The sequence below is a fragment of the Mesorhizobium sp. M1217 genome, assembly GCF_040318275.1.
Taxonomy (GTDB): Bacteria; Pseudomonadota; Alphaproteobacteria; order Rhizobiales; family Rhizobiaceae; genus Mesorhizobium.
On sequence record NZ_JAMYMA010000003.1, the window covers coordinates 227866 to 247422 of the forward strand.

The 19557-nt window shown below is 61.3% G+C and carries 19 protein-coding genes, 1 tRNA gene and 2 pseudogenes; 14 read left to right on the plus strand and 8 right to left on the minus strand.

The window, feature by feature from the left end; genetic code table 11:
* The first annotated feature begins 36 nt into the window (after nt 1-36).
* The 3 genes from NKH37_RS06225 to NKH37_RS06235 are packed head-to-tail and all read left to right on the plus strand — an operon-like array spanning nt 37 to nt 3043.
* Complete coding sequence (locus tag NKH37_RS06225; RefSeq protein ID WP_353004804.1) at nt 37-1173, plus strand: efflux RND transporter periplasmic adaptor subunit; 1137 nt, start codon at nt 37-39, stop codon at nt 1171-1173.
* The gene (locus NKH37_RS06230) at nt 1170-2318 is read left to right on the plus strand and encodes an ABC transporter permease (RefSeq protein WP_353004806.1); all 1149 of its coding nucleotides are present in this window, start codon (nt 1170-1172) and stop codon (nt 2316-2318) included. The genes NKH37_RS06225 and NKH37_RS06230 overlap by 4 nt, the downstream gene beginning before the upstream one ends.
* On the plus strand, nt 2318-3043 hold the full coding sequence (locus tag NKH37_RS06235) for an ABC transporter ATP-binding protein (protein ID WP_353004808.1): 726 nt from the start codon (nt 2318-2320) through the stop codon (nt 3041-3043). The genes NKH37_RS06230 and NKH37_RS06235 overlap by 1 nt, the downstream gene beginning before the upstream one ends.
* 116 nt (nt 3044-3159) lie before the next feature.
* Here NKH37_RS06235 and NKH37_RS06240 read toward each other — a convergent pair whose 3' ends face one another.
* Nucleotides 3160-4119 (minus strand): DMT family transporter, encoded by a 960-nt coding sequence (locus tag NKH37_RS06240; protein ID WP_353004933.1) that lies wholly within the window; start codon nt 4117-4119, stop codon nt 3160-3162.
* Between the two features lie 402 nt (nt 4120-4521).
* Between NKH37_RS06240 and NKH37_RS06245 the strand changes: the two genes are divergently transcribed.
* The 5 genes and pseudogenes from NKH37_RS06245 to NKH37_RS06260 all read left to right on the plus strand — a co-directional run bounded on the left by NKH37_RS06245 (nt 4522) and on the right by NKH37_RS06260 (nt 7738).
* Nucleotides 4522-5853, plus strand: coding sequence for a PQQ-dependent sugar dehydrogenase (locus NKH37_RS06245; RefSeq protein ID WP_353040858.1), 1332 nt, complete (start codon nt 4522-4524; stop codon nt 5851-5853).
* 168 nt (nt 5854-6021) lie between these two features.
* Nucleotides 6022-6135: pseudogene (locus NKH37_RS34035) on the plus strand (transposase); the annotation flags it as partial.
* Nucleotides 6136-6961: 826 nt separating this feature from the next.
* On the plus strand, nt 6962-7147 hold the full coding sequence (locus NKH37_RS06250) for a hypothetical protein (RefSeq protein ID WP_023720306.1): 186 nt from the start codon (nt 6962-6964) through the stop codon (nt 7145-7147).
* Nucleotides 7148-7196: 49 nt separating this feature from the next.
* Nucleotides 7197-7448 carry a hypothetical protein gene (locus NKH37_RS06255; protein WP_352482027.1) on the plus strand — a complete coding sequence of 84 codons (252 nt, stop codon included), beginning with the start codon at nt 7197-7199 and terminating at the stop codon, nt 7446-7448.
* Nucleotides 7445-7738, plus strand: a complete 294-nt coding sequence (locus NKH37_RS06260) for a hypothetical protein (protein WP_352482028.1) — start codon at nt 7445-7447, stop codon at nt 7736-7738. The genes NKH37_RS06255 and NKH37_RS06260 overlap by 4 nt, the downstream gene beginning before the upstream one ends.
* A gap of 77 nt (nt 7739-7815) precedes the next feature.
* On the opposite strand, the gene NKH37_RS06265 is transcribed toward NKH37_RS06260, so the two are convergent.
* Nucleotides 7816-8283 (minus strand): DUF995 domain-containing protein, encoded by a 468-nt coding sequence (locus tag NKH37_RS06265; RefSeq protein WP_156948081.1) that lies wholly within the window; start codon nt 8281-8283, stop codon nt 7816-7818.
* A gap of 79 nt (nt 8284-8362) precedes the next feature.
* On the opposite strand from NKH37_RS06265, the pseudogene NKH37_RS06270 reads away from it, so the two are divergent.
* Nucleotides 8363-8536: pseudogene (locus NKH37_RS06270) on the plus strand (recombinase zinc ribbon domain-containing protein); the annotation flags it as partial.
* A gap of 61 nt (nt 8537-8597) precedes the next feature.
* Complete coding sequence (locus NKH37_RS06275) at nt 8598-9059, plus strand: hypothetical protein (protein WP_023719289.1); 462 nt, start codon at nt 8598-8600, stop codon at nt 9057-9059.
* 45 nt (nt 9060-9104) lie between these two features.
* Here the strand turns inward: NKH37_RS06275 and NKH37_RS06280 are convergent, their stop codons facing one another.
* The 4 genes from NKH37_RS06280 to NKH37_RS06295 all read right to left on the minus strand — a co-directional run bounded on the left by NKH37_RS06280 (nt 9105) and on the right by NKH37_RS06295 (nt 14324).
* Entirely contained in the window at nt 9105-9263 is a 159-nt protein-coding gene (locus tag NKH37_RS06280) for a hypothetical protein (protein ID WP_352482029.1), read from the minus strand.
* Nucleotides 9264-9406: 143 nt separating this feature from the next.
* Nucleotides 9407-12610: an efflux RND transporter permease subunit gene (locus tag NKH37_RS06285; protein WP_352591652.1), complete on the minus strand. Its 3204-nt coding sequence runs from the start codon at nt 12608-12610 to the stop codon at nt 9407-9409.
* Nucleotides 12607-13737 carry an efflux RND transporter periplasmic adaptor subunit gene (locus NKH37_RS06290; protein WP_352494795.1) on the minus strand — a complete coding sequence of 377 codons (1131 nt, stop codon included), beginning with the start codon at nt 13735-13737 and terminating at the stop codon, nt 12607-12609. Before NKH37_RS06290 ends, NKH37_RS06285 begins: the two co-directional genes overlap by 4 nt.
* A gap of 323 nt (nt 13738-14060) precedes the next feature.
* Nucleotides 14061-14324 carry a DUF1194 domain-containing protein gene (locus NKH37_RS06295; RefSeq protein WP_352482031.1) on the minus strand — a complete coding sequence of 88 codons (264 nt, stop codon included), beginning with the start codon at nt 14322-14324 and terminating at the stop codon, nt 14061-14063.
* Nucleotides 14325-14994: 670 nt separating this feature from the next.
* Here NKH37_RS06295 and NKH37_RS06300 point away from each other — a divergent pair.
* Together NKH37_RS06300 and NKH37_RS06305 are read left to right on the plus strand one after the other, a co-directional pair.
* On the plus strand, nt 14995-15159 hold the full coding sequence (locus tag NKH37_RS06300) for a hypothetical protein (RefSeq protein ID WP_023719283.1): 165 nt from the start codon (nt 14995-14997) through the stop codon (nt 15157-15159).
* Nucleotides 15160-15238: 79 nt separating this feature from the next.
* Complete coding sequence (locus NKH37_RS06305) at nt 15239-15427, plus strand: hypothetical protein (RefSeq protein ID WP_352482032.1); 189 nt, start codon at nt 15239-15241, stop codon at nt 15425-15427.
* A gap of 399 nt (nt 15428-15826) precedes the next feature.
* Here the strand turns inward: NKH37_RS06305 and NKH37_RS06310 are convergent, their stop codons facing one another.
* On the minus strand, nt 15827-16342 hold the full coding sequence (locus tag NKH37_RS06310) for a hypothetical protein (protein WP_023719281.1): 516 nt from the start codon (nt 16340-16342) through the stop codon (nt 15827-15829).
* 371 nt (nt 16343-16713) lie between these two features.
* Between NKH37_RS06310 and NKH37_RS06315 the strand changes: the two genes are divergently transcribed.
* Nucleotides 16714-18285, plus strand: a complete 1572-nt coding sequence (locus NKH37_RS06315) for a recombinase family protein (RefSeq protein WP_353004810.1) — start codon at nt 16714-16716, stop codon at nt 18283-18285.
* Here the strand turns inward: NKH37_RS06315 and NKH37_RS06320 are convergent.
* Nucleotides 18280-18356 (minus strand) — tRNA-Met (locus NKH37_RS06320). The genes NKH37_RS06315 and NKH37_RS06320 overlap by 6 nt on opposite strands.
* A gap of 236 nt (nt 18357-18592) precedes the next feature.
* On the opposite strand from NKH37_RS06320, the gene NKH37_RS06325 reads away from it, so the two are divergent.
* Complete coding sequence (locus NKH37_RS06325; protein WP_352482033.1) at nt 18593-19552, plus strand: Gfo/Idh/MocA family protein; 960 nt, start codon at nt 18593-18595, stop codon at nt 19550-19552.
* Nucleotides 19553-19557: the final 5 nt, after the last annotated feature.

Sequence of the window (19557 nt, forward strand, 5' to 3'; positions counted from 1 at the left end):
AGCGGGGCCGGTGGAAGCCGGTGCAGGTAAAGATACGTGATTCGCTTCATCTTAATTTTGTTTGCCGTTCTGGCGGCAGTCGGGCTCTTTTCTGGTTGGTATATCTGGCCTGCTCAGGTGGAGTCCTATGTCGCCCAGCGAAGGCTGATCGCGCGTGAAATCGCCGGACCCGGCCTCCTTGGTGCAACCAACCAGGTCATCGTGACGGCACGGATCCAGGCATTCCTGGCCGAGGTTCGCGTCGACCGGAATGACGAGGTGAAGACCGGCGATATCCTCGCCACGCTAAACGCGACTGAAATCGAGTATCAGCTTGCCGCCGCGGTCGCCAACGACCGGGCTGCGGCGGAGAGCGTGCGCGAGGCCGAATTGGAGCGTGACCGGCTGGCTATCGCCGCCCGTACTGCAAAGGCAGATCTGGATCGCAGGAAGAGCCTGCTCGCCAGCAAATCGATTTCTCAGGCCGAGTTCGACCTCTTCGAAGGTACCCAGAAGCAAGCCGAGGCCGCATTGGCGCGAGCGACCGCTAGCATCGAGCGCGCAAAGGCCCAGGTCGCGGCCGCCTCCGCCGAGGTCGAGCAGATACGAAGCCGTTTCGGCGAAACCTCCATACGCTCGCCTGTCAACGGGGTGGTGGTTTCCCGCAGCCGCACGGTGGGGGACCTGCTTTCTCCGGGCGTCGAACTGATGCAGATTGTCGACCCGACGTCATTGCTGGTCATGGCACGCTTCGACGAATCCGCAATGGGGTCGCTTCGGCCGGGGCAAGTAGCCAAAGTCACCTTCTCATCGGATCCGCAACGACCCTACGCTGCTTCCATTGCGCGGATCGGCCGGCAGGTCGATCAAGAGACCCGCGAGTTTACGGTCGATCTTAAATTGCGTGAGGTGCCGGCGAACTGGGCTGTGGGTCAGCGTGCAAGCGTCACCATCCAAGCGGAATCGCCGTCACCAGGCATTGCGGTGCCACAGCGGTTCCTGGCGAGAAACCAGGGACGGGTGGGTCTATGGATTGCACATGACGGGCGGGCCTATTGGGCTCCTGTTTCACTGGGCTACTCCAGCGGCACCGATATCGAGATCACGCGCGGCCTAAAGGTGGGTGATGTCGTGCTCAGTCCGACAGGCCGCTTCCAGTACCAGGCGGTTAACCTCCAGGCATTGGGCAGGTGAATCTCGCGATCAAAGATATCAGGCATAACCTGCTGAGGTTCATCCTGACCGTTTTCGGCGTCGGCCTGCTGATGGCGGCGACGATCGGCATGCTGGGCATGTATCGCGGCATTGTCTACGAAGCCTTGATCGTGATCGACGGCATTGGTGCCGACCTCTGGGTCGTCGAAGGGGGAAAGTCCGGACCGTTCGCCGAATCTTCCGCCGTTCCGGCCAATCTCGATCGCCGCGTGGCCGGTGTGGCCGGTGTGGCGGCAACGCGGCGGTTCATCCAATACAACCAGCAGTTCGAAATTGACGGGCTTCCGCTGCGCATGTCGGTCACTGGTGTGGACTATCCAAGCGACAGTGGCAGCTGGATACCGTTGATCGCCGGCCGGTACTTCCAATCAAATCGCTATGAGGCTATCGCCGACAAGACTCTCGGCTTGGTTGTGGGTGACGAGATCCGGCTTGGACGAGATAGCTATACGATTGTCGGCGTGTCGACCGGGCAGGTCGACATGGGTGGCGACGGATTGTTGTTCGTCACCATCCCGGACGCGCAGGTCATCAACCAACTGCTGCCCAGCGAGGCGATCCTCCTCAACCGTGCGGCCAAGGGCAAGACGCGCATGGGTCTCGGCGACGAGACCGGAAGTGTCGCTGCCGTCATCGTCGAAACTCTCCCGGGCGCGGACAAGGAGGTCGTGCGTGACTCGATCAAACGCTGGGGCGACGTCGAGGTCCTCACGCAGCAGGACCAGGAAACGCTTCTACTGGACGGCCGCCTCGGCAAGCTCCGCGTCCAGATCCTGGCTTTCACGACGATGACGCTGCTGATCTGCTGCGCCGTCATAGCACTGACCATCTATACGATGACGATCGAGAAGGTCGCGCAGATAGCACTTCTGAAGCTGATCGGAGCGCGTGACCGGGTGATCATCGGCATGATTGCGCAGCAGGCGGGGTTGATCGGCTTTTGCAGCCTCGTTCTGGCCATAGCCATCTCGTTTACGATCTATCCGAGGTTTCCAAGAACTGTGCTGATCACCGAATCCGATCTTGGCGTGTTGTCGTTCGTGCTGATGGCACTCAGCCTTGCGGCCAGCTGGTTTGCGATTCGTCGCGCGCTCGCGGTCCGTGCCCAGGAAGTGTTGGCCTGATGTCGAAGCGCCGCCTCGCCACGCTGGAGGTTCGGAACGCCAGCAAGGTCTACCAGAGCGGGGGCTCGCCGGTCACCGCGCTGGCGGCAGGTTCGCTGACCTTGAGCCCCGGCAGCGTTACCGGCATCGTCGGGCCCAGCGGCTCCGGCAAGACGACGCTGCTGATGATCGCCGGTCTGCTGGAGACACCGACCACGGGAGAGGTCCTGTTCGACGGCAAGGTGATTTCGCGTCCCGGTGCGAAGCTCAACGAGCTACGAGCCTTCAGGCGGAGCCATCTTGGGTTTGTGTTCCAGAAAGCGAACTTGATCCCCTTTCTCACGGCCGCCGAAAACATTGCCATCGCCATGCAGGTCAACGATGTCGGTCGCCAGCAGGCGCAGGCGCGAGCCAGCCGGCTTCTTGCGGCATTGGGCATTGAACATCGCGGCTCCAATTATCCTTCCCAACTTTCCGGCGGCGAGCAGCAGCGCGTTTCAATCGCCAGGGCCTTGGCAAACGATCCCACCGTTATTCTGGCCGACGAACCTACCGCCGCACTGGATGGTACACGGGCGGAGATGGTGATGAAGGTTTTCAGGAATCTGGCGGACAGCCGCAATGTCGCGATCTGCGTTGTGACTCACGATACGCGCTGGAAAACTTATTTCGATTCGATGCTCGAGCTCGAGGATGGGCGGGAACGAGCGCCGTCTCCCTTTGGCTTGATTGCTGAACGGCATTAATCAACGGGCGGCGTGGGCCAAGGCGCGGTACAGAGCCGGCTTCAATGATCCGGCTTCGCTTCGGGTGGTGCTTTGATTCTACGAACTGCTCGCCGAAGCGACGGTGCTGAGGTTCGCTACGCGACACGCACCGTGCGCTGCCTCGGCTTGATCGCGGTGGCGAGCAGCAGGCCGGCGACGATGAAGGCGGCGCCGGCGAGATCGTAGTCGTGTAGGCTTTCGCCAAGGAACAGATAAGCGAGCACGGCGACGAAGGCGGTCTGCAGATAGAGCAGCATGCTGGCGCGCCCGGCGCCAAGCGTCTCGACGCTGCGGTTGTAGAGATAGTACATCAGAGCGCCGCCCGGGCCAGCAACATAGGCGAGGGCCAGAAGGCCATTCGCATGCAGCGCCGAACGATCCCCGGAAAACAGTTCCCAGAGATAGAGAGGCAGTGCGGCCAGCGCGCCGGCTCCCAGCAGCAGGACCACCATCGGCAGAAGCTCGATGCCGAATTTGGAGCGACGCAGCAGCACGGTGTAGAGGCCCCAGCAAAACGCGCTGCCGACGATCCACAATTCGCCGGGATTGAATTGCAGCTGCATCAGCGCGGCGAGGTCGCCGCGCGCCACGATCACCACCATCCCGGCCAGGGCGACCAGCGCTCCAAGCGCTTTCCAGACACCGAGGGGCTCGCCAAGCACGAAGCGGGCAAGCACCATGGTCATGATCGGCGACAGCGCCATGATGATGCCGGCGGTTGTCGCGTTGGTGTAGTTGAGGCCCGTGTAGATCATGCCCTGACACAAGGTCAGCCCGATGGCGCCGATGACCAGCACCTCGATCACCCGGGATTGGATCAGCACGAGCATCGCCCCGTGATGACGATGGACGATAGGCAGCAGGATCGCGCAGGCGAGCGTCAGCCGCCAGAAGCAGAGCGCCCAAGGCGGCATCTCGGGGGCAACCCACTTGGCGGCAATATAGACGCCGGCGGACAGGAGCCAGCAGAGCGTCGCGAGGGAATAGGCGAACGGAAGTGATGCGCCGGGTGTCGCCTTAGCTACATTTGGCTGTGCGATCGGCAGTGATTGGATATCCGTCTCCTCCCATCGCAGACTTTAGCAGATTTGCAGCGTCTTGCTAAGCAGCAACAACAGCTGTTTCACCGGCTGGTGCAATCGGTGGGTCATTGTGGGTCCCGCCGTTCACGGTCTCGTTCCATTCGAACGCATGTTGGCCCATGAGCAACTCGATACCGAAAAGCGCAAGCCGTATCGATTTCGCGCGATACGAATCTGAGATTCATATTGCGCGACAGATATTCGCGCGGTTGCCACAATCTTCTCGCGCCATATTTCTGCCGAGAGCAGATCTGTCGCGAATTCCTGGCCCTCGGATCACGAGCGCCGCTGTTTTTTTCGAAGCAATTGGAAGAATAAGCCACTGACTTCCGTTTGCACAAAGAGCGCGACACATATCCATGCGGAGGACGTCCGATGCATGCCGGCTTCCGAGGGAGCATACTCGTAGCGGTGTTGGGCGCCGTCATGGCAAGCTGCGCCGGCATCCCGGCGCAAAAAACCGGGGCAATAACCGGCTATGGCCCCAACCCCACTTTACCGAAACCAAGACCGACGCTGATCCCGACTGTTAACATCGCCGAGGCGAAAGGCTGGCAGAAAGGAGGTATGCCGACCCCGGCGAAGGGGCTGACAGTGAACGCCTTCGCCACCGGCCTCGACCATCCGCGCTGGCTGCATGTGCTTCCGAACGGCGACGTTCTGGTTGCTGAAACCAATGCCCCTGCCAAGCATGACGAAGGCTTCAGTCTTAGAAAGGTCTTCATGGACCTGGCTATGAAGCGGGCTGGCGCCGCGACCAAAAGCGCCAATCGCATCACGCTGCTGCGCGACACCGATGGCGACGGCATTGCGGATGTGGGCACGACGTTCGCGGAAGGCCTCAATTCGCCCTTCGGCATGACGCTGTCCAAAGGCAAGCTCTTTGTCGCGAACACCGACGCGCTCGTCGCTTTCCCCTACTCCAATGGCCAGACCCGAGTCAGCACGTCGCCGGAAAACATCATCGACTTGCCGGCCGGGGACCTCAACCATCATTGGACCAAGGACGTGATCGCAAGTCCGGATGGACGCAAGCTCTATGTCACCGTTGGTTCCAACAGTAACGTTGGAGAAAACGGCATAGCCGCGGAGAAGAACCGCGCCACTGTCCTTGAAGTGGATCGGTCGACCCGCCGCACGCGGGTCTTCGCCTCGGGCCTGCGCAACCCGAACGGGCTCTCCTGGAATCCTGAAACTGGCGAGCTTTGGGTCGCCGTGAACGAGCGTGACGAGATCGGCGACGATCTCGTGCCGGATTACATGACCTCGGTTCGTGACGGCGCTTTCTACGGCTGGCCCTACAGCTACTACGGACAGAACGTCGACGAACGCGCTAAGCCGCAGCGCCCCGATCTCGTGGCGACGGCGGTCAAGCCCGATTACGCCCTGGGCTCTCATACCGCCTCGCTGGGACTGACCTTCTCCAAAGGCGCCCGGCTCGGTCCGACCTACGGCAACGGCGCCTTCGTCGGCCAGCACGGCTCGTGGAATAGAAGCGTGCACAGCGGCTACAAGGTGATCTTCGTGCCGTTCCATGGCGGCAAACCGAGCGGTCCTCCGAAAGATGTGCTCACTGGCTTCATCGGGCGTAATGGCGAGGCGATGGGCCGTCCGGTCGGCGTTGCTATCGATCAGACTGGCGCACTGCTCGTCGCCGACGACGTCGGTAACGTCATCTGGCGGGTCCGCCGGGCGAATGGCCGTTGAGCGCAGGTGCCTTTCTGATTCCGACCTCACCAGCCTTCGGCTACAGCGCCACGCCCGATACGGCTGCATTCGGCTACGATCTCGATGCATATGGCAGGCTGAGCGACCCGAGACATAGGTGACATTTTGTACCGGACACATGGGTAACACTTTTGGCTTTTGGCCGGAGGCATTTGGCTCGTCAGCTTCATGCACTATGATCTGGGATATCTCGACCTGGAACAGAGGACGTTGCAGACCATCGGCAATCCGTTCGGCACGAGATTGTCACCCATGTCTTAGGTACAAACTGTTACCCATGTCTCCGGGCTGGACAAATATCTGAATTTGGTAGCGGGAGACCGCTACATCGCAATACCCACTATCGAAGACGCGTCTTCCATTTTCGCCGGCATGCGGCGTAGCTGCAAACTACGAATCTGGGGTCAGGAGTTCGAATCTCTCCGGGCGCGCCAACATTTCAATGACTTAGAAGGACATCGCAGACGAGAGAGAGAAATTAGTCTGCGATTTAGTCTGCGGAGTTCATCGTCTTTCTCTGGTCTCGACATGTGAACGACGGAGAGTTCCTAGCCAAGGGTCCAGTCGCTAGGCTGATGCGCTCACCTCTCGACGTGAACGGTGCGCTGAGGCTTCTAACCAGGATTACACCTGCCGTAGCAGTAGGGAAGCTGAACGTCCGAAGTTGGCGCAATCGCGCAGTTCCCGAAACGAAAAGTCTGACCCGCAGACGACGAACGTCTGCCGCGACGTCAATGTCGGCTTTGCGGGGGCCTCGCCCTACGCCGGAATCCGTTTCGGCAACAAGGCACGAGCCCGGGATCCCAAACAACAACTGCAGAGGAGAGCGCTTTGATCCGGCGTTGCGTACAGGATCGAATGACGCAACGGATCGACAGCCGCACACTTGTGCCAGGAAGCGGATCGCCAGATTTGGCTCGAGAGCAGGCATTTCGGACTTTTGGGATAAGTCCGGTTCGGGGCATAGTTCATGCCGATGCTCGCGGGGCGCTTGAAGGTCTGGCTCTGACCTTCCGAGCCACGGAGCCGCAACTCCACTTTCGGCTACAGAACTGCTGGCCAACTCCAAGTTCAGATTCTGCCCAAAATGAGCGCCGCCAAGGAGAAGATGACCTTCGCCGATCTGGAGCCGCTGATCTGTGACGCGGACAACGTGGCCGACGTCTTGCTGACCATGCTGGAGGTCTTTTCCACAGTACCTGACGGGAATTTCGTTCTGACCCAAGCGAGGGGGAGCGCCTTTTCTTCATTGCCACCATTGCAGAGCAGATGACGCGGAAGGTTAAGAACGCCTACTACGAAACCCTCGGGGGCGCCGCCTCATGACCGCGCCTTCAGATGACCTCGACGACCTGCAATTCGATACTGGGAACCTGCACCACTTGCTCGAAGTGCTCTATGGCCAGACCATGGAACAGGAGTTCGAGCGCGACGGGAAGAGGGTCGCTTTGGCGGACCAAATAAGCGCGCTGGCCATGATCGCCCGCGACCTCGCCGAACGTCTGAACGAAGCGGCTGGAGCGTGTATCGACAACGCGATGGCCGACGCCAAGGCCAGAAAGGCGGCATCATGAGCGCCGTCCCGACCGTCGAACCGTTCTGCGTCTCTGACACGTTCGTCACTGGTGCCGGCCCACTCCAATTTATGGGCGACAATCTCAGGCTGACGCTGCATGTCCTGCAGCGCTCGACTTATGACGGCGGCACAGAAAATGCCGTGGTATCAAAGATTGTTGGAAGTCGCACCGATATGCTGAAAATCGCCGCCGCCATTCTCAGTGCTTGCAACTCCCGGTCAACGCCAGCGGACAGAGCGGTGGAAAACTTCATGGAGTTCCTTGAAGGGCCCGCTGGGCGCCACTGAACCGGCACCCAGACGGAACTGCTAAGCCGCCGCCTCACGGTGGCGGGCTTTTTCCTTGCGTGTTCCTGTCGCTTTTGTCACTCCCCGCCTGCAGCAGCGTATTTTTTCGCCACTAAATCTCCGTCCTTAAGCTTCTTAACGGTAGTGGTAACATACCCGCTCTTTAGATCCGGCTTTGATCCATCATAGTGGACAGACCAAAGGTCATATATCCTTTTTCCAGAACGCCAAAATTTGTTGCAGTCCCTGTAGATTTTTGGATCACCCTTTGGCTTATTCTTGGCGCACATCTCATTACCACTTACGCTCCAAGTGCCCTTAAAAGTTGCCGTTACCTTAGGTTTGCCAAAGATTCCTTTGGTTGTGCCGTCAGATGCATAGTAAATGCTAGAGACGTCATAAATACCGGTCTTGCCTGAATATATCGCCTTGACCTCGGCTGCGGTTAATTCGACCGCGTCCTTCGGCAGCTTGCCGGCCCATGCGGACGCACACACAAAACTAGTCAAAGCGCCGCCTAACAGAAAAATTGCAAATGCACGCATAAAGACCTCCCTCTCTTTGCCCAAGCAATGACTAATTTAGCATTTCCTCAGAGGAGAATCGAGGCAGGAAATCGCCGACGTGAGGCACTTGCGCTGGCACACCCCGCTGCGCTGCGGCGCCTGCGGGTCGGGCATGTCGGTCAAGGACAGGATGGGTCGCCTGACGCGCATCATGTGCACGCGCGCCAAGGAATCGCGCTCATGCACCAATGTCAGGCCCTATGCGCTCGATCATATCGAAGCGACGGTCATCGACGGGTTGCGCGCCAGGTTGAACGACAAGGCGCTGATCGACCACTATGTCGCTGCCTACAATGACGAGCATCAAAAGCTCTATTCGGGGCAGGGCGCCTCGCGAAAAGGCCGCCCAGCGGCTCGACGCCGCCAGGCGCGAATACGACCGCGTGCTGAACGCCTATGTCAAAGGCATGATTTCGGAAGCCGAAGCCGAGCAGCGCTTGCCAGTGCTACGCGAGGAGCGCCAGCACCTCGAGGCCGAGCTCGCCGTGCTGCCGCAGCCGCCGAAGGTCGTGACGCTGAAGCCGGCGCTTGTCGCCCGCTACATCCGCGATCTGGAAGCGCTCGCCGCCGCGATCGGAGAGAATGGCTTCGTCTCGGAAGAAGCCAAGAAGATCGTCCGCGACGTCGTGTCGACCGTGACAGTCTACCCGCCGAAGGCAGGCGAGCAGCCGTCGATCCTGATTGATGGATACCTGTCAAACATGGTCGACCAAGGCCTTGGCCACCTCGTCTCCGTTCGGGGGGAGCGATGGTAGCGGGAGAGCGCTACCGCCTTTCCCCAGACCCTATAATTTACCAGTTCAGGCTTCGTTGCTGCGGTTGAGTAGAGCCGTCTGCTGGGAATCAAATTCGGGGGTCAGCAGTCTAATCTCTTCGGTCGTGCCAGATATCTTAAACGAATCAAAATCCAGCGCTTTGGTCCGGTGTTGAAAGGCAGCTTCGCGCCTGATTTCGGTCATAGAGATCAGCTTCGCCGCGTCCTGAAAGCAGACATCGCAAGCGAGGACTCCGGAGGTCGCGGTTGTCGCGCAGATCGTGGCCGTTACCGCGCCGCCGATTTTCTGGAGTGATAAGCCGCGCCCGACGCGGCGAATTCGTAACCCTACTCGGCGGCCGTCTCCGATGGCGCCTCTGCCGGCCCCGAAGGCTCGGCCTCGGCACGGGGCTTGCGCCGTGAAAACAGCGACCTGAGCGTGACGTAGAACACCGGCGTCAGGAACAGGCCGACGAAGGTGACGCCGAGCATGCCGGAGAACACCGCGGTGCCCAGCGACTGGCGCATTTCTGCGCCCGGGCCCGTTGCGATCATCAGCGGCACGACGCCGAGGATGAACGAGAAAGCGGTCATCAGGATCGGCCGCAGCCTGAGCCGGCAGGCTTCGACGGCAGCCTCGGCGGCCGACAGGCCGCGTTCCTGCGCCTGGCGCGCGAATTCGACGATCAGGATCGCGTTCTTGGCGGCAAGCCCTATCAGCACGATGAGGCCGATCTGCACGAGGATGTTGTTGTCCAGCCCTCGGAAAGACACGCCGAGCAACGCCGCGAGCACGCCGAGCGGCACCACCAGCACAATGGCGAACGGCAGCACCCAGCTTTCATATTGCGCCGCCAGCGCCAGGAACACGAACAGCACCGACAGTCCGAAGATATAGACAGCGGCATTGCCGGTGTTGCGCTCCTGATAGGCGAGCTCGGTCCATTCATAGGAGGTACCGGCCGGCAGCGTCTTTGCCGTGATCCCTTCCATCAATGCCAGCGCGTCGCCCGTGGAAACGCCGGGCGCGGCGTTGCCCTGCAGCGGCACCGAGACGTACATGTTGTAGCGCTGGACCAGCGCCGGGCCGGTGACGTCGCGGATCTCGATCAACGTGCCGAGCGGAACCAGCGCGCCGGTCGCCGAGCGCACCTTCAGTTTCAAGATGTCGGCGCGATCGAGGCGGAACGCCTGGTCGGCCTGCGCCCGCACCTGGTAGACGCGCCCGAAAGCGTTGAAGTCGTTGACGTAGGCGGTGCCCAAATTGATCGACAGCGTCTCGAAGATGTTGGGGATCGGCACGTTCAGGATGCGCGCCTTGTCGCGATCGATCGCCAGGAAGAATTGCGGGCTCGACGCGGAGAACGTGGTGAACACGCCCGTCAGCCCCGGCGTCTTGTTGGCCATGCCGGCGATTTCGTTGGCAAGCGCCAGGATCTGCCGCATGTCGGCGCTGTTGCGCTCCTGGATCTGCAGCTTGAAGCCGCCGGCATTGCCGACGCCGCGGATCGGCGGCGGCGGCAGTGCGATAATGAAGGCTTCCTTGATGCTTTGCAGGCTGCCGAACAGATTGCCGATGACCTGGGTCGCCGACTGGCCGGCTTTCAGTCGCTCGTCAAACGGCTTGAACCTGGCGAAGATCACGCCCGCGTTGCTGGCGTTGGTGAAGGTCGCGCCGGAGAAGCCGGCGAAGGCGACTGCGTAGTCGACGCCTGGCGTTTTCTGGATGATCTGCGACGCCTGCTGGATGACCGCATCGGTCCTCGACAGCGAGGCGCCGTCCGGCAACTGGACGACGACGATCGCATAGCCCTGGTCGAGCGACGGAATGAAACCGCGCGGCACCGCCTGCACCATGTAGACCGTGGCGTAGATGAGGGCCGCGAAAACGGTCAGCATGGCGGCGATCGTTATCCACGACCCGACTAGCACGCGGATGATGCTCGAATACCAGTGGGCGACCCTGTCGAAGCCGCGATTGAAGCCGTCGGCGAGCGCCCGTCCGAACCGCGCCAGGAAAAAGCGCGGCGGCGCCGCCGCAGCGTGATGCGGCTTGAACAGCAGTGCCGCCAGCGCCGGCGAAAGCGTCAGCGAATTGAATGCCGAGATCGCCGTCGACACCGCGATGGTGATCGCAAACTGCAGGTAGAACTGCCCAGAAATGCCGGGGATGAAGGCTGTCGGTACGAACACGGCTATCAGCACCAGCGAGATCGCGATGACCGCCGTTCCGACTTCGTCCATGGTCAGGTGCGACGCCGGATTGGGCGCCAGCCCTCTGGCGATATTGCGCTCGACGTTCTCGACCACGACGATCGCATCGTCGACGACGATGCCGATCGCCAGAACGAGGCCGAACAGCGTCAGCATGTTGAGCGAGAAGCCGGCGGCGTAAAGCACCGCCAGCGTGCCGATCAGCGACACGGGGATCGCCACGATCGGCACGATCGCCATGCGCCACGATTGCAGGAAGACGATGATGACGATGATGACCAGCAGCATCGCCTCGAGGATTGTCTTGTATACCTCCTGGATCGACTCGGCGACGAACTCGGTCGGATTGTAGACGATGTCGTAGCTCAACCCCTTCGGGAAGTCGCGGGAAAGCTCCTTCATCTTGTCCTGGATCTCCGCGGCTGCGGCGAGCGCATTGGTGCTCGGCCGCTGGAAGATGGCGAGCGCCACGGCCGGTTTGCCGTTGAGATAGGAGTTGGTGACGTAATCCTTGGCGCCGAGCTCGATGCGCGCCACGTCCTGCAGCGAGATCAGACGGCCGTCGTCGGTCGATTTGACGATCACGTATCGGAAGTCGCGTGCGTCGTTGAAGCGGCCTTGCGTGGTGACCGTGTACTGGAACGCCGTGCCGGTGCTGGTCGGCGGCGCGCCGATCGAGCCACCCGACACCTGGACGTTCTGGTCGCGCAGCGCCTGCACCACATCGCCCGAGGTCATCCCCAGGGCGGACAGTTTTTCCGGATCGAGCCAGATGCGCAGCGAATATTCGCGTTCGCCGAAGATGATGAGGTCGCCGACGCCGTCGAGTCTGAGCAGTATGTCGCGCACCCGCGAGCGGGCGTAGTTCGAGACGTAGAGCTGGTCGTAGGTATTGTCGGGCGACAGCATGTGCACGACCATCATCAGGTCGGGCGAGGTCTTGGTGGTGGTGATGCCGAGGCGGCGGACTTCTTCGGGCAGGCGCGGCTCGGCGACCGACACGCGGTTCTGCACCAGCACCTGCGCCTGGTCGAGATCGGTGCCCAGCTTGAAGGTGATGGTCAGCGCCATCGCCCCGTCGCCCGATGAATAGGACGACATGTAGAGCATGCCCTCGACGCCGTTGATCTCCTGCTCGATCGGCGTTGCCACCGTCGCTGCGACCGTCTCGGCGTCGGCGCCCGGATACTGCGCGCGAACGACGATGGTCGGCGGCGCGATCTCGGGATATTGCGCGACCGGGAGCTGGGTATAAGCAATCCCGCCCAGGATCAGCAGGACGATCGAAACGACCGATGCGAAGATCGGACGGTCGACGAAGAAATGTGCGAACCTCATTGCTGCAACTCGGCGGTCTCGGCCTTGGGCGGCAACGTCACCATCTCGACCTTCACCTTGGTGCCGGGCCTGGCGTGCATCAGCCCGTTGACGATGATCGTCTCGTCGCCGGTCAGGCCCGCGCGGATCACCCGGTAGCCGTCGAGAAGCGGGCCGGTGCGCACAGGCTTGGCCGACACCATCCCGGCCTCATCCACCAGGAACACGATGCGGCGATCCTGATCGGCGCCGATCGCCTTGTCGGGCACCAGCACGCCGCTATGCGGCAGCGACCCCGGCACGTTGATGCGCCCAAACATGCCTGGCTGGAGAATGCCGTCGGCGTTGGGAAAACTTGCACGCACCCGCATGGTGCCGGTCGCGTTGTCGATCCGGTTCTCGGCAAAATCGAGCTTGCCTTTGAATACCGCCTCCGCGCGGTCGGCGACGCGAACCACCACCTCGAGCCCGCCGGCGCCTTCCTGCATGCTGCCGCCACGCTCCTTCGCGTCGCGGGCGTAGCTGAAATACAGGCGCTCATCGACGTCGAAATAGAAGTCGATCGGATCGCGCGTAACGATGGTCGTCAGCAAGGTGGAATCCGGCTGCACGAGGTTGCCGACCGACACCAGCCGGCGGTCGATGCGGCCGGACAAGGGCGCCTTGATCTCGGTGAATTCCATGTTCAGGCTGGCCGTCGTCAGCGCAGCCGTCGCGCCCTGCATCTGCGCCTGCGCCGAAAGGTATTCCCGCCGGCGGTCGTCGACCGTCGCGGTTGAGATATTGCCGGTCTTGGCGAGTTCGTCGGCGCGATCCAGCTGCATCTTGGAGAATTCGAGCAGACTCTTGGCGACGTCCACTTGCGATTTGGCGGCATCATAAGCCGCCTGGTACGGACGCTGGTCGATGGTGAAGAGCAGGTCGCCCTTGTTGACCAGTGCGCCGTCCTGGAAGCTGACCTTGTCCAGATAGCCGCTGACGCGCGAACGGATGGCGACCTGGTCGACGGCTTCGAAGCGCCCGACGAACTCGTCGTCCTCGACGATTTCACGGACCACCGGCTTGGCCGCCGTCACCACGGGAAGCTGCTGGTCCTGCGCAAACGCAGTGCTGCTGAAAGCCATGCCGAGCAGGAATGCCGTCGACATGGCGGCGCGGGCAAGCCAGCCGGCCGATCGACGGGGTCGCCCGCCCGCGTCGCGATGCAATTGCCCATTCTCTGGGGTGTCCATTTGCGTCCTCGCTCGCTGGACCGGAGGTCGGTTGATCCGCTTCTACGCTCAGGCTTCTCGTCGAGATCAGAGCACTGCAGTGTTGTGCATGGCAACATGATCATTTTCCATGTGGGCTGAAATGTCCACCCTGTGGCTGCCCCGCCACCGGGCTAAAGTCAGTCGCGAATTAAGGGATTCAGGATTCCTTTGATGGACGGCTTATGATTCATATTGGTCGAAGGAGACCGATATGGGCATTACCACGCCGGCCGGATTCTAATGGACTGCAACACTTCGGCATCGAGCAGTGCGTTGACATATCCCTCCCGCTGCAGCCGTTGTTCCGTCTCGCTCGTTGAAGACGATACATCGACACAAAGAACCAGTTCGAGATCCACCGAGGAAACCTGCTCCGCCGTGGCCGACAGCGACGTTGTCAGGCTCACCGCCACAGCGAATAGCACGCCTCGTGCCCGTTCGGGTTTTCTCCGACCAGCGAAGCGTGGAATGAAGGACATCATCTCGGCGCGTCCATCCGGTTGGTCAACGGGAGGATGCTGCGGCGGCAATTGCACGCGGCGTCAGCCGCGAAACCGCGCGCACCCAACTCGGCGACGGAAATGAAAAACCCGCCAAGGGGCGGGTCTAAATTACGTTTATGGTAGCGAGAGCCCGTTTTGCTGCTTCCCCCCCGAATGTTCCAATACCATTCGGCTGCCAGGACTCGGTCAGGAAGTAAGACCTCCATGCGCCTTCAGAATCCTGGCTTCTTGCAGCAGCGATGCACGATCGGTGCCAACCATGTCGATCAGGTCTCGAGCAAATCAGTTATGTGCGCGGCCGTCTCAACATCGTGCCGATGCGGAGGCGGACATGAGCGTGGCCCTACTGATGCCGCGCGAGCCGGTCCATGGGTGCGTTTGCTTCGGCCAACCTAGCCAGCGCTTGCTCGACTTTTTGAGCCGAGGCGTCTGTGCGCTGGATATGCCTCACCATTTCCCGCCTCAGCTGCGCGAGCCTTGCTGCGCGAAATACGTCGCCGTATCTCGCAGTTTCAAGGTGGAGGGTCGCGAGCCTCATGGGCGACGATTCCCATTATCTCGCAGTAGAATTCGCGGAGCCGACTTTCGTTCCGATGTCCGACCTTACGCTCGCAAAGGGCTGGCCGGAAGGCCGGGACGAGATCGTCCGATGATGCTGCTCAGTCGACCTGCTCAATCTCCGGACCTGGTTCAGTCGGCAGACCTGCCCGCAAAAGGCAAAGACAAACCTTCCGACCAGTGGAAGACCGTGACGCGGGAACGTGTCGAGCGGCTCGTCAACGCCTATCGCTCGGCAGAAAAGTCAGGCAACTAGAAAGCGCGTTCTGGTCTGCGGTCCAAGTCGAGATGATCAGGCAGTCCTGTCGTGGCAGTCAGCCCGGAGGGACCGCTGCGTGACCCGTGCGAACTCTGTCAGCGCTGCAGGGATCGATCTTCGTCAGCCGCGATCTCGCCTCTACCACGCGCCGTTGCGCGGCCTGTATTCTTCTGCACATCGCGAGATTCTCGGCCAGCATTTCTTCAGTGCGTTGAAGCGCGAGCTCGGTCCGGTGAATGCGCTGCCTGGCGTTGGCAACTTCTGACGTCAAAATATCGGCCGCCATCCCGTGGCCGTGGGGTTCCATAGTGTCCATTGATTTCTAATACATGGGGGCCGATATCGTTCCCTGATTTCGGGCGAAACGGCGGGCCGCAGACGGGCGGCGACACATTTTGAATCATTACCGTTAGGAGCCCGGAAGAAGAAAGTAGACGACGAAGTGATTGTTCGCCTCATTGATAGGTTGTCCGTTTAGCCCGCACTAGGCTGTGTCAGAGCGGGGCGGTTAGAATGCCGGCGTGACAGGCCAGTGAAAAGGCCATTCTGATCAACGACAGTTTCGATTGTTCGTCAGGCCGAATTCGCACGAAAATGGACAAAAGTTGAAACCAGAACCCCCAGGCCATGGTCTATCAAAGACCGAGGCCAGTGTTAGCGGCAATCAATCTTCGACCATCTCAAAATTGGAGCCGGAGATGTTGCGAACTCGCCAGTTGTGGCCTGCATTAGCCAATTCTGTGTTTAGCCACTTGGCAGGAGGAAGCTCTAGTCCTGCCATCATACGAGAAGTTATGCCGTCGTGGCTTAGGACGTACAGTCCGGCAAATTGCCGGACGATTTCAACGCGATTGGCGATTAGGTCCTTTTGAGCAGCATCCTTATCAACGGCCTTCGTCGTCGCGCTCAATCTTTCTTCAACTTCGGCCTGCAGTTTCGCGGGCACAGTAAGAAGTTTCGACACAAAGAAAATCGCCGCCAGCACCGTTGTCATACCTACGGCCGCCACAAGCTTTACTAGCGCTCCGGACATATCGCCAAGGAAATACCAAGTGGCAAAAAACACAGCGAAAAGCGGAGCCAGAGTAACTAGAATGCGCTCCCAATTGTTCCATCTGACCGATGCGAGACTTTCCCGCCAGGCGCGCTTTGCAATGGTCTTCCAGTAGGTCTTGGTCATTGCCGGTTCATAGCAGAATCGAGTTTCCAATTCAAACTGAGGGCAGATAGGCGTTCAGCTTGGGAAGCTAGCCCTTTCGACCCGATTCCAAGGACTTGCCTGTAAAACAGGCGGAAAGTCGCTTGTGTGATATCAACGGGTTACGGCGGGATTGTAAAACCGTCGCGGCATCAGCACCGGTACTTATCAGTCTCGGCGATGAAGCACGTGAACTCGCGCTCGACCTCGAAGGCCGCCTCGTCTCTTGTGGCGGCGGTTCCTCGTCTCTTGTGGCGGCGGTTCCTCGCTGCCCGCGGCGCTGGCGCGCCTCGTCGAGGCCCTTGCGCGTCAGGCGGCGCGCGACGCTTATGAGCGCCGCCAGGAGAACACCCATGAAACGAGCGGCACTCTATGCCCGCTATTCAAGCGACCTGCAGACCGACAGGTCGATTGAGGACCAGGTAGCGCTCTGCTCGGACTATGCCGCCAAGCAGCAGCTGACCGTCGCCACCGTCTTTCACGACCGCGCCCGCTCCGGCGCCTCGATCATGGGCCGCGACGGCGTGCTGTCGATGATGGACGCCGCGCGCGACGGCCTGTTCGACGTCCCCATCGTCGAGGCGCTTGACCGCCTGTCGCGCGACCAGGAAGACCTCGCCGGCATCTACAAGCGGCTCACCCATCTCGGCATCGAAATCCGCGCCGTGCATGACGGCCGGGCAGACATCGTGCAGATCGGCATCCGCGGCCTGGTCGGCGCGCTATATCTACAGGATCTTGCGCAGAAGGTGCGGCGCGGCATGGCCGGCGTGGTGCGCGACGGCCGCAGCGCCGGCGGCAAGGCCTATGGCTATGCGCCGGTGCCGGGAAAGCTTGGCGAACTGTCGATCTTGCCGGAAGAAGCGGCGATCGTGCTGCGCATCTTCGAGGAGTATGCGGCCGGCCGAACGCCGCGCGACATCGCCGGCGGGTTGAACGATGACAACATTGCCCCGCCGCGCGGTCGCTACTGGTCGGGTGGGACTATCAACGGCAACCCAAAGCGAGGCTACGGCATTCTGCAGAATGCCATCTATGACAGCCGCATCGTCTGGAACCGTGTCCACATGGTCAAGGATCCGGATAGCGGCCGGCGCCAGTCGCGCGTCAATCCGAAGTCCGAGTGGCAGGAGCATGCCGCCGAGCATCTGCGCATCGTGCCGGCCGAGCTGTTCGCCGCGGTCAACAACCGCAAGCCGCGCAATCGTTGCGAGACGCCGCAGCGCAAGAACACGCGGCTGCTTTCAGGTCTGCTTCGCTGTGGCGCCTGCGGCTCGGGCATGTCGGTGAAGGACAAGATGGGACGGCTGACCCGCATCGTCTGCACGCGCGCCAAGGAATCGCGCTCGTGCACCAACACGCGGCCCTATGCCGTCGATCATATCGAGGCGACGGTGCTGGACGGTTTGCGCGCCAGGCTGAACGACAAGGCGCTGATCGACCACTATGTCGCCGCCTACAATGATGAGCATCAAAAGCTCTATTCGGGGCAGGGCGCCTCGCGCGAAAAGGCAGCGCAACGGCTTGACGCTGCCAAGCGCGAATATGACCGGGTGCTGAACGCCTACGTCAAAGGTATGATCTCCGAAGCCGAGGCCGAGCAGCGCCTGCCCGAGCTGCGCGCTGAGCGCCAGCGCCTCGAGGGCGAGTTCGCGGTGACGCCGCAGCCGCCCAAGGTCGTTACGCTGAAGCCGGCGCTGGTCACCCGCTATATCAGAGATCTCGAAGCGCTCGCCGCGGCGATCGGCGACAACGGTTTCGTCTCTGAAGAGGCCAAGAAGATCGTCCGCGACGTCGTGACCACAGTGACGGTCTACCCGCCAAAGGCGGGTGAGCAGCCGTCGATCCTGATCGATGGATATCTGTCCAACATGGTCGACCAGGGCCTGAGCCACCGCGTCTCCGTTCGGGGGGAGCGATGGTAGCGGGAGAGGGACTTGAACCCCCGACCCCAGGATTATGATTCCCGTGCTCTAACCAACTGAGCTACCCCGCCAGGGCGGCGAAGGCCCGAAATCCAGCTTAAATCGGCAGGCATATCGGCGCGTTCGCCAAGGTCGCGCGGATATAAGGTTGCGAGGCCAAGCCTGTCAAGCATCGAAGTGGCTGCCGCGACGGCATATTGCTGGCGCCTAAAGCTTTGCCGGGCAGACATTTGGGCGCACAGGCCGGGGTTGAGTTCGGCGAGGCACGTCGCTATGTCTCGCCCACGAAAGCCATGGTCAGAAATTGATGAAACCGCGCATTGCAGTCCTCGGTTGCGGATACTGGGGCAGCAACCACATCCGCACCCTCAAGGCGCTCGGCGCGCTGCACGCGGTTTCGGACGTCAACCCTGCGCGTGCGGAAGGTTTTGCCAGCGAGCAGGATTGCCTGGCGATCGAGCCGGAGGCGCTGTTTGCCCGCGACGATGTCGACGCCATTGTCATGGCGCTGCCGCCGCAGTTCCATGCCGACATGGCGGTGCGCGCCGTGCTCGGCGGCAAGGACGTGCTGGTGGAGAAGCCGATCGCGCTGACGGTGCCCGACGCCGAGCGCTCGGTGCAGGCTGCCGCCGACAATGGCCGTGTCTTCATGGTCGGCCATGTGCTGCGCTTCCATCCCGCATTCGAGACGCTGAAGGCGCTGATCGACAATGGCGAGCTCGGCGAGGTCCGCTACATCCATTCGCACCGGCTCGGCCTCGGCAAGTTCCACACCGAAAACGATGCGTTGTGGGATCTGGCGCCGCACGATCTGTCGATGATCCTGGCCATCACCGGCACCGAGCCGGTCGAGGTGCGCGGCGAAGGCGCTGCCCTTCTCGACAATCTCAGCGACTTTGCGCATCTGCACATGCGCTTTCCCAACGGCCTGCGCGGCCATCTGTTCGCCTCGCGGCTCAACCCTTACCGCGAACGGCGGCTGACCGTGGTCGGCACCAAGGCGATGGCGGTGTTCGACGATGTCGAGCCGTGGGAGCGCAAGCTTGCCGTCTACCGCCACGCGGTGTGGCAGGACAGCGGCCAATGGGCGTTCACCGCCAACGAGCCGTCCTATGTGGCGGTCGGCGAGGGCATGCCGCTGACGCGCGAGCTGGAGCATTTCATCCACTGCATCGAGACGCGGGCCGAACCGCGCACCAGCGGCGAGGAAGCCATCCGAGTGCTGCGCATCCTGACCGCCGGCACCGTCGCCCACACCAGGCCCTAAGCGAA